This is a genomic window from Pseudomonas sp. S2_H10 (assembly GCF_054668285.1).
Genome location: NZ_CP162754.1, coordinates 6,386,074 through 6,399,987 on the forward strand (window position 1 = coordinate 6,386,074; position 13,914 = coordinate 6,399,987).

11 protein-coding genes are annotated in these 13,914 nt (G+C 62.3%); 8 read left to right on the forward strand and 3 right to left on the reverse strand.

Annotated elements, in window-relative coordinates; translation table 11 throughout:
• The first annotated feature begins 182 nt into the window (after nt 1-182).
• From AB4O16_RS29000 to AB4O16_RS29015, 4 genes are all read left to right on the forward strand, one after another.
• Nucleotides 183-1,559, forward strand: coding sequence for a glutamine synthetase family protein (locus AB4O16_RS29000; protein WP_046042407.1), 1,377 nt, complete (start codon nt 183-185; stop codon nt 1,557-1,559).
• 207 nt (nt 1,560-1,766) lie between these two features.
• On the forward strand, nt 1,767-3,257 hold the full coding sequence (locus tag AB4O16_RS29005) for an aldehyde dehydrogenase (RefSeq protein WP_460156474.1): 1,491 nt from the start codon (nt 1,767-1,769) through the stop codon (nt 3,255-3,257).
• Between the two features lie 52 nt (nt 3,258-3,309).
• Nucleotides 3,310-4,608, forward strand: a complete 1,299-nt coding sequence (locus AB4O16_RS29010; RefSeq protein ID WP_460156475.1) for an NAD(P)/FAD-dependent oxidoreductase — start codon at nt 3,310-3,312, stop codon at nt 4,606-4,608.
• 317 nt (nt 4,609-4,925) lie between these two features.
• Nucleotides 4,926-5,474, forward strand: coding sequence for a cupin domain-containing protein (locus AB4O16_RS29015; protein WP_007982140.1), 549 nt, complete (start codon nt 4,926-4,928; stop codon nt 5,472-5,474).
• 183 nt (nt 5,475-5,657) lie between these two features.
• Here the strand turns inward: AB4O16_RS29015 and AB4O16_RS29020 are convergent, their stop codons facing one another.
• On the reverse strand, nt 5,658-6,566 hold the full coding sequence (locus AB4O16_RS29020) for an alpha/beta fold hydrolase (RefSeq protein ID WP_460156476.1): 909 nt from the start codon (nt 6,564-6,566) through the stop codon (nt 5,658-5,660).
• A gap of 181 nt (nt 6,567-6,747) precedes the next feature.
• Here AB4O16_RS29020 and AB4O16_RS29025 point away from each other — a divergent pair, with 181 nt between their 5' ends.
• The 3 genes from AB4O16_RS29025 (at nt 6,748) to AB4O16_RS29035 (ending at nt 10,003) form a co-directional block, all read left to right on the forward strand.
• Nucleotides 6,748-7,194: an anti-virulence regulator CigR family protein gene (locus tag AB4O16_RS29025; protein ID WP_460156477.1), complete on the forward strand. Its 447-nt coding sequence runs from the start codon at nt 6,748-6,750 to the stop codon at nt 7,192-7,194.
• A 130-nt stretch (nt 7,195-7,324) separates the two neighbouring features.
• Nucleotides 7,325-7,807, forward strand: coding sequence for a hypothetical protein (locus AB4O16_RS29030; RefSeq protein ID WP_460156478.1), 483 nt, complete (start codon nt 7,325-7,327; stop codon nt 7,805-7,807).
• 276 nt (nt 7,808-8,083) lie between these two features.
• Complete coding sequence (locus AB4O16_RS29035; protein ID WP_460156479.1) at nt 8,084-10,003, forward strand: tyrosine-protein phosphatase; 1,920 nt, start codon at nt 8,084-8,086, stop codon at nt 10,001-10,003.
• A gap of 227 nt (nt 10,004-10,230) precedes the next feature.
• On the opposite strand, the gene AB4O16_RS29040 is transcribed toward AB4O16_RS29035, so the two are convergent.
• Both AB4O16_RS29040 and AB4O16_RS29045 read right to left on the reverse strand, forming a co-directional pair.
• Nucleotides 10,231-11,178, reverse strand: a complete 948-nt coding sequence (locus AB4O16_RS29040; RefSeq protein WP_178120631.1) for an AraC family transcriptional regulator — start codon at nt 11,176-11,178, stop codon at nt 10,231-10,233.
• A 223-nt stretch (nt 11,179-11,401) separates the two neighbouring features.
• Complete coding sequence (locus AB4O16_RS29045; protein WP_160387917.1) at nt 11,402-11,854, reverse strand: hypothetical protein; 453 nt, start codon at nt 11,852-11,854, stop codon at nt 11,402-11,404.
• Nucleotides 11,855-12,139: 285 nt separating this feature from the next.
• Between AB4O16_RS29045 and AB4O16_RS29050 the strand changes: the two genes are divergently transcribed.
• Nucleotides 12,140-13,861 (forward strand): SulP family inorganic anion transporter, encoded by a 1,722-nt coding sequence (locus tag AB4O16_RS29050; protein WP_460156480.1) that lies wholly within the window; start codon nt 12,140-12,142, stop codon nt 13,859-13,861.
• Nucleotides 13,862-13,914 lie beyond the last annotated feature (53 nt).

The following is a 13,914-nucleotide window of genomic DNA, read 5'->3' on the forward strand; positions in this document are numbered from 1 at the left end:
ACGTCCGATCTTCAGGATTTACGGGCGTTTTGGGGAGTATCTGGCACTCTCGTGCCTCTGAAGTGCCCGAAAATAAACGCTGAAAGGCCAGGTGTTCGCTATTGACTTCACTTTGCCTTTCGGATTGACTGGGCTCGTGAAAGGGCAGTGAACATAATAATTAACAGCTAAATAGGTGCAACATGTCGGTCCCCCTGCGTACCGTTCAACTCAACGAAGCAAACGCATTCCTTAAGAAATATCCTGAGGTTTTGTACGTCGACCTTCTGATTGCGGATATGAACGGTGTGGTGCGCGGCAAGCGCATCGAACGCACCAGTCTTCATAAGGTTTACGAGAAAGGCATCAACCTGCCGGCGTCTCTGTTTGCTCTGGACATCAATGGCTCCACGGTGGAAAGCACCGGCCTGGGTCTGGACATCGGCGACTCCGACCGGATCTGCTACCCAATCCCGGGCACCCTGAGCATCGAACCCTGGCAGAAGCGCCCGACTGCGCAACTGCTGATGACCATGCACGAACTCGAGGGCCAGCCATTCTTCGCCGACCCGCGTGAAGTGCTGGCCAATGTCGTGCGCAAGTTCGACGACATGGGCCTGACCATCTGCGCCGCGTTCGAGCTGGAGTTCTACCTGATCGACCAGGACAACGTGAACGGTCGTCCGCAATCGCCACGTTCGCCGGTTTCCGGCAAGCGTCCGATGTCGACCCAGGTGTACCTGATTGACGACCTCGACGAATACGTCGACTGCCTGCAAGACATCCTCGAAGGCGCGAAAGAGCAGGGCATCCCGGCTGACGCCATCGTCAAGGAAAGCGCCCCGGCGCAGTTCGAAGTCAACCTGCATCACGTGGCTGACCCGATCAAGGCGTGCGACTACGCGGTCCTGCTCAAGCGTCTGGTGAAGAACATCGCCTACGACCACGAGATGGACACCACCTTCATGGCCAAGCCGTATCCGGGCCAGGCGGGTAACGGTCTGCACGTGCACATTTCGATTCTCGACAAGGAAGGCAACAACATCTTTGCCAGCGAGGATCCCGAGCAGAACGCCGCGCTGCGACACGCGATCGGCGGTGTGCTCGAGACCCTGCCGGCGCAGATGGCGTTCCTCTGCCCGAACGTCAACTCCTACCGTCGTTTCGGCGCACAGTTCTACGTGCCGAACTCGCCGAGCTGGGGCATCGACAACCGCACCGTCGCGGTACGTGTGCCGACCGGTTCGCCGGACTCGGTGCGCATCGAACACCGCGTAGCGGGCGCCGATGCCAACCCGTACCTGCTGATGGCGTCGGTCCTGGCGGGCGTGCACCACGGCCTGACCAACCAGATCGAGCCGGGCGCCCCGGTGGAAGGCAACAGCTACGAGCAGAACGAGCAGAGCCTGCCGAACAACCTGCGCGACGCACTGCGCGAGCTGGACGACAGCGAAGTCATGGCCAAGTACATCGACCCGCTGTACATCGACGTGTTCGTGGCGTGCAAGGAAAGCGAGCTGGCCGAGTTCGAGAACTCCATCTCCGACCTTGAGTACAACTGGTACCTGCACACCGTTTGATGGCGTTGGCGGCGTACACAAAACCTTTGTACGCCGCCCACTGTAGGAGCCGGCTTGCTGGCGATAGCGTCGGACCTTCCAGCATCGATGGCGCCTGACACACCGCTTTCGCCAGCAAGCCGGCTCCTACAATGATCGCATTTCATTTTTTGATTGGGCGGGCGTTCGTCCGACGATCACTCAATTCCCCTGCGTCGAGTCACAACCATGACAAACACTCGCAGCGATTGGGAGCAACGCTTCCAGTCCCTCTCCATTGAAGGTCGCGCATTCATTGACGGCCAATACTGCGCGGCCGCCAGTGGCGCCACGTTCGAATGCCTGAGCCCGGTGGACGGTCGTTTCCTGGCCAACGTCGCCAGCACCGACGAAGCCGACGCCAATGCGGCAGTCGCCGTCGCGGGCCGTGCGTTCGAATCCGGCGTCTGGGCCAACCTGGCCCCGGCCGAGCGCAAGCGCATCCTGATCCGTTTCGCCGATCTGATCCTGGCCAACCAGGAAGAGCTGGCCCTGCTCGAAACCCTCGACATGGGCAAGCCGATCAGCGACTCCATGAGCATCGACATTCCGGCGACCGCCAACGCGATCCGCTGGACCGCCGAAGCCATCGACAAGATCTACGACGAAGTCGCCGCCACGCCTCAGGACCAGCTGGGTCTGGTGACGCGCGAAGCGGCCGGCGTGGTCGCGGCCATCGTGCCGTGGAACTTCCCGCTGATCATGGCCAGTTGGAAATTCGCCCCGGCCCTGGCGATGGGCAACTCGTTCATCCTCAAGCCTTCGGAAAAGTCGCCGTTGACGGCGATCCGCATCGCCCAGCTGGCACTCGATGCCGGCATCCCGAAAGGCGTGTTCAACGTCTTGCCGGGCTACGGCCACACCGTGGGCAAGGCGCTGGCGTTGCACATGGACGTCGACGTGCTGGCCTTCACCGGGTCCACGGCGATTGCCAAGCAGTTGATGATCTACGCCGGGCAAAGCAACATGAAACGCGTCTGGGCTGAAGCCGGCGGCAAGAGCGCGAACGTGGTGTTCGCCGATGCGCCGGACCTGCGCGCCGCTGCACAAGCGGCGGCCGGTGCCATTGCCTTCAACCAGGGCGAAGTCTGCACCGCCGGTTCGCGGTTGCTGGTGGAGCGTTCGATCCGCGAGCAATTCATTCCGCTGTTGGTGGAAGCACTGCAAGCGTGGAAGCCAGGGCATGCGCTCGATCCTGCGACCACGGTCGGCGCGGTCGTCGACCAGCGTCAACTGGACAACGTGCTGCGCTACATCGGGATCGGCAAAGAGCAGGGCGCTCAGTTGATCGCCGGCGGCAGCCGCACCCTCGAAGACACCGGTGGCCAGTACGTGGAACCGACGATTTTCGACGGCGTGACCAACGCCATGACCATCGCCCAGGAAGAAATCTTCGGCCCGGTGCTGTCGGTCATCACCTTCGACACGACTGAAGAGGCTTTGGCGATTGCCAACGACAGCATCTACGGCCTGGCCGCCGGCGTCTGGACCAGCAACCTGAGCAAGGCCCATACCTTCGCCCGTGCCTTGCGTGCCGGCAGCGTCTGGGTCAACCAGTACGACGGCGGCGACATGACCGCACCGTTCGGCGGGTTCAAGCAATCGGGCAACGGTCGGGACAAATCGCTGCACGCGTTCGACAAGTACACCGAACTCAAAGCGACCTGGATCAAGCTCTAATAACAATAAAGCGGCGGTCGCCGGCAACTTGCGGCGGCCATCGGAGAAATTTATGAAACACAGCACTTCTAATCAACAGCATGTAAACAGCTACTACGCCGCCACCCGCAACTTCACCGGCGACTTCCCGGTGCTGGAAGGGGCGGTGGACTGCGACGTCTGCGTGATCGGTGCCGGCTACACTGGCCTGTCCTCGGCCCTGTTCCTCGCCGAAGCGGGCTACAGCGTGACCGTGCTCGAAGCGGCCAAGGTCGGTTTCGGCGCCAGCGGTCGCAACGGCGGCCAACTGGTCAACTCCTACAGCCGCGACGTCGACGTCATCGAAGAGCGCTACGGCGACAAGACCGCCGAAGTCCTCGGCAGCATGATTTTCGAAGGCGCCGACATCATTCGTCAGCGCATACAGCACTACGACATCCAGTGCGACTACCGTCCCGGCGGTATCTTCGCGGCGATGAACAAGAAGCAGCTCAAGGGCCTGGCTGAGCAGAAGAAGAGCTGGGAGCGCTACGGCAACAAGAACCTGAAAATGCTCGACGCGGCCGACATCAAGCGCGAAGTCGGTTCCGATGCCTACGTCGGCGGCCTGCTGGACATGCAGGGCGGCCACATTCACCCGCTGAACCTGGCCCTCGGTGAGGCCTCGGCCATCATCGGCCTGGGCGGCAAGATCTACGAGCAATCGGCGGCGGTGGAAATCACCTACGGCGAACCCATCACCGTGCGCACCGCCAAGGGCCTGGTGAAGGCCAAGTACCTGCTGATCGCCGGTAACGCCTACCTGCCGCAGGGCCTGGACAACCGCGTGACCAGCAAGAGCATGCCGTGCGGTTCGCAGATCGTCGTCACCGAGCCGTTGTCGGAGCAGCAAGCGCGCAGCCTGATCAAGAACAACTACTGCGTCGAAGACTGCAACTACCTGCTCGACTACTACCGCCTGACCGCGGACAACCGCCTGCTGTACGGCGGTGGCGTGGTCTACGGTGCACGCGAGCCGGACGACATCGAACAACTGATCCGCCCGAAAATCCTCAAGACCTTCCCGCAATTGAAGGACGTGAAGATCGACTACCGCTGGACCGGCAACTTCCTGCTGACCATGTCACGCATGCCGCAATTCGGCCGTATCGAGAAAAACGCCTACTACATGCAGGGCTACAGTGGCCACGGCGTAACCTGCTCGCACCTGGCCGGCAAACTGATCTCGGAAATGATCCGTGGCGACGCCGAGCGCTTCGACGCGTTTGCCTCCTTGCCGCACATGCCGATGATCGGCGGGCGCACCTTCTCGGCCCCGCTGACCGCCCTCGGCGCCGTGTACTACTCGCTGCGTGACCGTTTCGGCATCTAAGCTTTACCTCGCCGGCGGCATCTCCCCCAAAGGGTGCCGCCGGCTTTTTAACACCTGAAACACCGCGGTCCCCTGTAGGAGCCAGCTTGCTGGCGATGAGGCCATATCAGCCAAAGTAGATGTCGCCTGACACACCGCTTTGGCGAGCAGGCTCGCTCCCACAGGTGGTTTTTTCCAGCCGTCTATCGAACCTGCTGAGCATTACGAACAAACGTGATTTAATAGCCGCCTTTCACGTTTCCGGGACCGGAAAACGGCGTGATCCGCGCCTGCTCTCCACCCCCATTACCCTTAAGCGGTACGCACATAAGGCTGTCATGGACACGGGCTCACGACTCAAATTAGTACGCGAAAGCTACAAACTGTCCCAGCGCGAGCTGGCCCGGCGTAGCGGCGTCACCAATGCAACCATCTCCCTGATCGAACAGAATCGGGTCAGTCCTTCCGTCAGCTCCCTGAAGAAATTGCTGGAGGGCATTCCCATGTCCCTGGCCGACTTCTTCACCTTCGATCAGCCTCCGCGCGAACACCAATACGTCTTTCGCGCCAGCGAACAGCCCGACCTCGGTCGCCATGGCCTGCGCCTGCTGCTGATCGGCGCCTCCGTACCCAGCCGGCAGATGCGCCTGCTGCGCGAGCAATACGCACCGGGTGCCAGTTCCGGCGAAGAGCCGATCGTGCATTCCGAAGGCGAGGAGTGCGGGCTGGTGACACGGGGCACCGTGGAATTGACCGTGGATGGACAGGTGAGCGTGCTGAACGCCGGGGATGGCTATTACTTCCCGACGACCTTGCCACACCGGTTTCGCAATATCGGGGCGGATGAGGCGGAAATCATCAGCGCCAATACCCCGGCGAACTTCTGATAGAGTCTGCTCCCCACCAGGATCAGACGATAAAAACCCGCATTAATGCGGGTTTTTTTACGACTGGAATTGGCTTACAGCGCCTTGGAGACCTCAATACCCCGCCGCTCGCCCGCGGGAGCAAGCTCCCTCGCCACGGGGGGGTAAATTCCTACATGGTTTTCGGATGTCAGGGATGTGACTTCACTGCGTCATAAACCCGCGAATCGCCGCAATCGTCTGCGTCGGCGCCTCTTCCATCAACCAGTGCCCGGCCCCCGGAATCACCACTTCCGTGACCTTGTCCGCGGCATTGCGCATCACGATGGCCTCATTGGCGCCAAAGGATTTCTCGCCCCCGACCGCCAGCACCGGCATGCTCAGTTTTTTCGCCATCGACGCTTCATTGTCCACGGCGTCCTGGCGAATGCTGCGAAACTGGGCGAAGGCGGCGTGCATGGCGCCGGGGCGGGCGTAGAGTCTGGCGTAGTGCTGGCGGGTGCCTTCGTCGACCTTGGCCGGGGTGCCGGCGAATTCGTTCCAGAAGCGGTCGAGGTAAATGCGTTCACGCCCGGCGACGAGACGTTCCATGTCGGCGCCGCCGAAGTCGAAGTGCCAGAGCATCGGCGAATGCACGATGTCGTTCCACGGTGGAATGCCCGGCACAGGTGCGTCCATCACCACCAGGCGGTCGGTGCGCTCCGGGTAGCGCGAGGCATAGGCGAAGGCGACCATGGTGCCGATGTCGTGGCCGACGACAACCGAGTGTTCGATCTTCAACGCGTTCAACACGCCACGGATGTCCGCTGCTTGAGTCTTCTTGTCGTAGCCGCTTTGCGGTATCGACGACAGGCCCATGCCGCGCAGGTCCGGCACCACCACGGTGTGGTCCCGCGCCAGGTCGGCCGCCAGTGGTGCCCACATGTCGCCGGTGTCGCCAAAGCCGTGCAACAGCACCACCGCCGGCCCCTTGCCGCCGACGCGCACGTGCATCGTGACGCCATCGACGGGGATGTCCTGGGTGTGGAAGGACGCCGGGAACGGCGTGACATCGGCGTGCGCCGCAACACTTGCGGCGAGCAGGGCGAGAGCGGTGAGCAGGGGGCGGATCATGGCGATGTCTCCAGGGCGGCGCAGTGAGTGGAATGCAATCGACTAGCCCCATCCTTCGCTAAACGCCTGCAAGGCTTCGACCGGTTGAGCGTAGACGGTTTGGCGGCAATGACTCGAGGGAACCAACCTCGGCAATAACGTCTAAATTTCAGGGAACATTCCCGCCACGAAGGAACGACTCATGTTCAAGTCTCGAGCGTTGATTGCAGCAATCACCTGCCTGGCCCTGGTCAGCGGCCCCGTGACTGCGCTGGCCGATCCCGGTAACGGCCAGGGCAACGGCAAGGCAAGCCATGGCAACCAGGGCAGTCATGGCAACAAAAACAAGAATTCCGGCGGCGGCGACTGGAGCCATGGCCCGAGCATCGATCGCGGCAGCGTGCTCGGGATCATCGGCGCAAGCACGGGCTACTGGAGCCCGGGGCCAGCCTTGCCGCCGGGCATTCAAAAGAACCTGGCCCGAGGCAAGCCGCTGCCACCGGGCATCGCCAAAAAACTGGACGGGCGATTGGTCGGCAGGCTGCCTCACTATGACGGTTACGAGTGGCAGCAAGTCGGCACGGATCTGATCCTGGTCGCGCTGGCTACGGGGCTCGTTTATGAAATTCTCAACGGTGCGTTCGATTGACGTGTGAAGGACGGCATGGCGCTGTGCTGTAGCTGGTTTAAGGACCTGCAGCCACTGGTCGTCGAGCTTGAACTGTTCGAGGGATATCGCGTCATAAGACACGCGATATCAACCTCCTACGGAAGCAATCATGCTTTTCAAAAACAAGAGTCTCGTTGCTGTAATGTCCTGCGCCATGATGCTTGCGGCCGCCCCGTTACTGCCTGATGGCCTGTCGATCATGGGGTCCGCATACGCGAAGGATGGCGGTGGCGGTGGCGGTGGCGGCGGTGGAAACGGCGGCGGAAATGGTGGCGGAAACGGCGGTGGCCACGGCGGCGGTGTAGGTGGCGGGCACGCCGGTACAGGCCATTCCGGCAGCAACGGCCGCGGCAACGGGCTGGACAGCGACCATGCCGGCAAGTCCGTGCGCGACCATGGCCTGAGCGGGAACCATTACGGTAGTGAGCGCAATGATGACAATGGTCACGGCACCACGACCTCAGGCCTGGCCCATTCCAAAGATACCCGCGGCGTCGCCAAGGCCAGGTCCATTGCGGACTCGACACCGGGTGAACACAACACCAAGGGCTTGAGCAAAGCCGGACTGTCGGGTTCGAAAAAATCCCATTGAGTTGACAGACGTTGCGAGCAGTTCGGGAAACCCGCTGAAAAAGCGGGTTTTTTGTGCCCGGAATTTGATCGCCGGACATTGCGCAACACATTTCCCACCCGGCAAACCCTTGGTTCGCGGCGGCAATACCGGCCGCACAACGGGCCATACACGGACAGAAAGCGAGCCACCCGGACACATCGCGCAGTGATTTGCGTTTGCAGGCGGTTTGTCATGTTCAGCGCCATTTCAATGTAGATATTAGTCAGCCCAACGCTATTCCAATGAGGCTGCACTGTGTTCCAACGACTCGTTTGTTCGCTGTCTGTTTTGAGCCTGTCCATCGCTGCCGCCCAGGCTGCCGAAACGGTCTCCCTCAACACGCCACGCCTGAAGAGCATCGACAATTTCCGCGATGTCGCAGGCCTCACCACGGCGTACTCCACCGCCAATGACGGCACCATGCGCGGCGGGGTGTTTTACCGCTCCAACGCGCTGACCCCGTCGGTGGCGGATCTGGCGACCCTGAACGGCCAGGGCATCAAGGCCATCTACGACCTGCGCACGCCCGTCGAGATCGCCGCGACGCCTGACACGATGCTCACGGGCGCGAGCTACACCAACATCGACATCATCGGCGGCTCCACCTCTGGCGCGAACATCACCAACGTCGCGTTTCACAGTGCCGCCGAAGCCATCAAGATGATGGAGGACACCAACCGTGATTTCGTCAGGAACCCGGGGATGCGCAGCGAGTTCAACCAGCTGTTCAATGAACTGGCCACGGTCGACGGCGCCGCGTTGTTCCACTGCACCGCCGGCAAGGACCGCACGGGCTGGACCGCCGCCGTGCTGCAAAGCATCGCCGGGGTCGACGATGCCACCATCATGAGCAACTACCTGGCGACGAACGACTACACTGCCGCGCGGATCAAGGCGACCCTGGCGGCGTTGCCACCGAGCCTGGCGACCATCTACGGGCCGCTGATCGGCGTGGAGGCCAGCTATCTGCAAGCCGGCCTGGACGAGGTGACCGCGCAGTACGGCACGATGGACAATTACCTCAAGGAAGGCCTCGGCCTGTCCCAGGAAACCCTCTACGTGCTGCGCGGCAAGATGGTGTTCTACAACAGCCTGCCGGGCGCGGCGGACCTCGCCGGCAACGCCGCGGCCGGTGCGCAGTTGTTGCAGCAGTTGCAGAACAGCAACCTCTCGGGCACCTACAGCGCCTACAACTACTACCTGCAATCGGCCATCGATGCGGGCAGCCTCGGCGGTGTCGAGTCCACCGTCGGCGGTCAGGTGCATGCCGACGCTGCCAGCTATCTGCTGCGCCAGGGCGCGATGATTGAACAGGCTGCCGCGCCATTCACCAGCGGCATCGACCTCAAGACCGGGCAATATCGCCTGTGGAGCACCGCCCTGGCGGGGTACCTGGGCACCGACGGTTCGTCCCAGGCCTCCAGCAGCAACGAGCATAGCCAGGGCCTGATGATTGGCCTGACCCAGCGCTTTTCCGAACAGCTCAGCGCCCATGCCGGTTTCGGCTACAGCAGCGGCAATGTCGGTGGCGCCGGTGGCGAGGCCGATACCGACCTGACCTTCTTCAGCGTCGGCGCCCGCTTTGCTCCGAACGGCCTGGAGCGCGGCCTGTTCGTGGATGCCAAGGCCAACGCCGGCTACCTCGATTACGAGAGCAAGCGCGAACTCGGCGGCGGCCTGGGCACGGCCAAGGGCGACAGCCATGGCAACCTCACCGGCGCGACCCTGGCAGTGGGTTACCGTGTGCCGGTGAACGGCGTGACCCTCGAACCAAGCCTCGGCGTGCGGGTGAGCCACGTCAACCTGTCGGGCTTCCAGGAAAAAGGCAGCGAACTGGCCCTGGACGTCGACGGCATCCACGAAACCCGCAAGAGCGCGGTGGCCAACCTCAACGCCTCGTTTGCGCCTGTCAGCGTGGGTGCCTGGCAACTGGTGCCGGGCGTGCAGGTGGGCTACGAGCATGTGTTGGGCGACACTGAAACCGACAGCGAAGGGCACCTGCTGGGCCTGGACATCGAGCAGCAAGCCGCCTTCGACAACCGTGACCAGTTCACCGGTGGCGTCAACGTCATGGCCAACCTGGGTGCGTGGAGCGTGGGGGCGGAAATCGGCGCCAGCGGTGGCGGCGATAGCCACGGCTTCAATGGCGGCCTGAAGGCCAGTTATCTGTTTTGACGGACAGTCAGCGCAATCTGTGGGAATCAGCCTGCTCGCGAAGAGGTCGTGTCAGTCGACGTAGATGTTGAATGTCACAGCGCTATCGCGGGCAAGCCCGCTCCCACAGGTTGTGTGTCGTGCCCGGATCATGTGGCAAGCCCAAAACCTTGTGGGAGCGGGCTTGCCCGCGATAGCGGCCTGACAGCCAACGAAGAGGGTGGCTGACACTCCGCTCCCACACACCCTCAATTGGTCGCCATCGGCCGCGTTCGCTGGCCCTTTCTCACATCTGCCGGGCTGATGCCGTAGGCGCTCTGGAAATATTGGCAAAACCGCCCGACATTGCTGAAGCCGTGTTGCAGGGCGACGTCCGTCACCGAAGGCGACAGCCCCTGGGACAGCGCGGCATAGGCGCGCTCCAGGCGTACCTGGCGTTGATAGGCAACGATCGAAGTGCCCATGAATCGCTGAAAACCCTCCTGCAATGCGCGCAGGCTGACGTTGCTCACTTGCGCCAGCTCGGTGCCGCTGGCCAGGTGGTCGGGGTGCGCCTGAATGTACTCGACGGCCAGCTTCACATGCCGCGGCGCGATCAGCGGAGAAGGGCGCTTGAGGGCTTCGGTGAAGTTGTGCGGCCAGGTCTCGAGCACCGCGTCGACCAGCATTTCGCGAAGGCGCGAAGGCATCAGCGAGCCGGTGTTGATCAGCAGGTCGAACTCGGTCCCCGTGGCCATGTCCACCAGCGCCTTGATGCCCTGCAAAGCAGGTACGCTCAGATCCACCACGGGCTCGAAACAGACTTTTTGCAGGATCGGCTTGCCCAGCAACATCGACAGCCGTTCGGTGATCAGCGCCCGGCTGATCGAAATCCCGTGCTGCGCGTGATTGTCGGAAAAACGTGCCGAACGCACCTCGGCCTTGTCGATGGCCAAACCAATCTGAGCAAAACCTACCGACTCGGTGACGTGGTTGAAGACGATCTTGCCGGCGGTGGGAATGACGAAGGTGATTTCATCAAGGGGAACGGGGAAAGCCACCGTGAAGTCGCCGTGAAAGTGCATGCGGCGAAAGCTGACGCCTTCGTGCCTGCCGTAGACCCCGCCGATGCTGATGCTCTGGGGCGGCGGCGCAGAGTCGGAGTAAAGATTGCCGAACAGGTTCAGGAACATCGCACCGAAGTCGTCGCCGCTCATGTCGGTGGACCTGATGATGATTTGCTTGCGCGTCGAGCTTGAGTACACCTGAAGTGGCACCTTGAGCGGTTGGGCAAAGCCCGGGCGGGGATCGAGTGGGTAAGGTCGGGAAAGCGCCAAGACGTTATCAGTGAGTAATGACAGCTTTGTGACCGGCACTCGTCACCGCTCGCACCGGACAACCGGTGGCACGAGCGGTACCGGGGTGGATCGACCGACGCGGCTATTTCACCGGCTCTGCAGGCTTGATATCGCCGCAGAAAATATCGGCGTTGCCATCGGTCGAAGCCGTTCTGACGACGACCGAATACTTGCCTTCAACCAGGGTTTTGAGCGGGACGGGTGCGGTTCTGTTGAACTCCCAGCCACCGACGGGCTGGCGTTCGGTGTTGACGGTGTCGTTCATCGCATAGGCGACCGAGCCGGGCTGCTGGCAGGTGCCGTTATTGATGAAGGAGTTCAGGCGCAGGGGCAGGGTAACCCCGGTTGGAGCACCGCTGATGAAGAAGCTGAGGCCGGTTTTGTTGTCCCAGTCGGTCAGCGTGACGTTGCCGATCTGGCCGGGGTTTTGCCGGGTGGCCTCCAGTTTCACGTTCACGCCGTGGGTCGATGAGTTGGTGCAGCCGAAAAGGCTTGCCGCAACCATGAGTGCTGCCAGTGAGGTCTTGAACTTCATTGCCAAACTCCTGGGTTGAAGAACTGCAATGGGGGGAATTAGCGGGTATAGCTCATTTATCGCGTTCATGACGTCGTCCATATAAGGCTTTTCTTTTTTCAACGGTGATGCTGGGGCATTTTTCCCTTCGCCAACCATGTGGCGGCGTAGCCGTGCAAACCGGCTACATTTGTAACTGGCCGGGCCTGCGTGGATCCTTGCCGGCACGCGTGCAGTTAAAGGATTGTGCGGACAGTCGAGCCCCACTCATCATCCGCACGGGACGATCTGCGACTGGAGTGACTGATGAATCAACAAGGCAGCAATCCGCAAGAGCGGATTCCAGGCACTCCACAGCGCAGTGGCGTGCGCAGCCTGTTGATCCCGGATTGGCTCGCCAACTATCGGCCAGACTGGTTGCGCGGCGATGTGGTCGCCGGGCTGACAGCGGCGGCCGTGGTCATTCCCAAGGCGCTGGCGTACGCCACCATTGCCGGCCTGCCGGTGCAGGTCGGGTTGTACACGGTGCTGGTGCCGATGGTGATCTATGCCGTGCTCGGCACCTCGCGCCCGCTTAGTGTCAGCACCACGACCACCCTGGCCATTCTCGCCGGCTCCGCGCTGGGCCAGATCAGCCCCGGTGGCGATGCGGCGACCTTGCTGGCGGGCTCCGCCACGCTGGCCCTGATGGTGGGCGCGATCCTGATCGTCGCGGGGTTGCTGCGCCTGGGCTTCGTCGCCAATTTCATTTCCGAACCGGTGCTGGTGGGTTTCAAGGCCGGCATCGGTGTGGTCATCGTGCTCGACCAGCTGCCCAAACTGCTGGGCACCCATATCGACAAGGGCGGCTTCCTGCACAACCTGGTGGCCACGTTCCAGAGCGTCGGACATGCCTCGTTGCCGACCGTGGCGGTCGGTGTGTTCATGGTATTGCTGCTGGTCGGCATGAAGCGTTTTACCCCGCGCCTGCCCGCACCCTTGATTGCGGTGGCGCTTGGCATCCTCGGCATGAGCCTGTTGGGCCTTGCCAGCTTCGGTGTGTCCGCCGTCGGCGTGGTGCCGATCGGATTGCCGGCGCCGACGCTTCCCGTCTGGTCGATGGCCGAAATGCTGTGGCCGTCGGCGATGGGCATCGCGCTGATGAGCTTCACTGAAACCATCGCGGCGGGACGCGCTTTCGCCCGCGGTGACGAGCCCGCGCCACAACCGAACCGGGAGCTGCTGGCCACGGGTTTTGCCAACATCGGCGGGGCGTTTCTCGGGGCCATGGTCGCCGGTGGCGGGACCACTCAAACGGCGGTGAACCGCCTGGCCGGTGCCCGTTCGCAACTGGCCTCGCTGATCACCGCAGCACTGGCATTGGGCACTTGCCTGTTGCTGGCACCGCTGATTGGCCTGCTGCCCAATGCCACGCTCGCCGCCGTGGTGATTGTGTATTCGGTGGGCCTGATCGAGCCGGCGGAGTTTCGCCAGATCCTGTCGGTGCGCCGTACCGAGTTTGCCTGGGCCGTGGTGGCGATGATCGGCGTGATGCTGCTGGGCACGCTGCAAGGGATCGTCGTGGCGATCATCGTCTCGCTGCTGGCCCTGGCCTATCAGGTCTCGGACCCGCCCGTGCATGTCCTGGGGCGTAAGCCCGGCACCAACGTCTATCGCCCGCAGGCCAGCGGCAACGCAGACGACGAACAGTTTGACGGGCTGTTGTTGCTCAGGCCCGAGGGGCGGATCTTCTTCGCCAATGCCGAGCGCATCGCCGAGAAGATCCGGCCGCTGATTGACAGGGCGACACCCAAAGTCGTGGTCCTGGACCTGCGCAGTGTGTTCGACCTGGAATACACCGCCCTGAAAATGCTCACCGGCGCGGAACAGCGCATGAGCGAAAAAGGCATTTCACTGTGGTTGGTGGGCATGAACCCGAGTGTCTGGGACATGGTCATCAAGGCCCCGTTGGGCCATACGCTGGGCGAGGCGCGCATGTTCCTGAACCTGGAGCAGGCGGTTGAACATTACCAGCGCAGTCGACGCTGAATGAACGCGCCCGGACACCCTCCGGGCGCTGTGTGACGCATTGAAGGAGGTAA

Coding starts and splice junctions, on each gene's coding strand:
- AB4O16_RS29000 (WP_046042407.1), top strand. CDS start 183: ATGTCGGTCCCCCTGCGTACCGTTCAACTCAACGAAGCAAACGCATTC.
- AB4O16_RS29005 (WP_460156474.1), top strand. CDS start 1,767: ATGACAAACACTCGCAGCGATTGGGAGCAACGCTTCCAGTCCCTCTCC.
- AB4O16_RS29010 (WP_460156475.1), top strand. CDS start 3,310: ATGAAACACAGCACTTCTAATCAACAGCATGTAAACAGCTACTACGCC.
- AB4O16_RS29015 (WP_007982140.1), top strand. CDS start 4,926: ATGGACACGGGCTCACGACTCAAATTAGTACGCGAAAGCTACAAACTG.
- AB4O16_RS29020 (WP_460156476.1), bottom strand. CDS start 6,566: ATGATCCGCCCCCTGCTCACCGCTCTCGCCCTGCTCGCCGCAAGTGTT.
- AB4O16_RS29025 (WP_460156477.1), top strand. CDS start 6,748: ATGTTCAAGTCTCGAGCGTTGATTGCAGCAATCACCTGCCTGGCCCTG.
- AB4O16_RS29030 (WP_460156478.1), top strand. CDS start 7,325: ATGCTTTTCAAAAACAAGAGTCTCGTTGCTGTAATGTCCTGCGCCATG.
- AB4O16_RS29040 (WP_178120631.1), bottom strand. CDS start 11,178: ATGAGCGGCGACGACTTCGGTGCGATGTTCCTGAACCTGTTCGGCAAT.
- AB4O16_RS29045 (WP_160387917.1), bottom strand. CDS start 11,854: ATGAAGTTCAAGACCTCACTGGCAGCACTCATGGTTGCGGCAAGCCTT.
- AB4O16_RS29050 (WP_460156480.1), top strand. CDS start 12,140: ATGAATCAACAAGGCAGCAATCCGCAAGAGCGGATTCCAGGCACTCCA.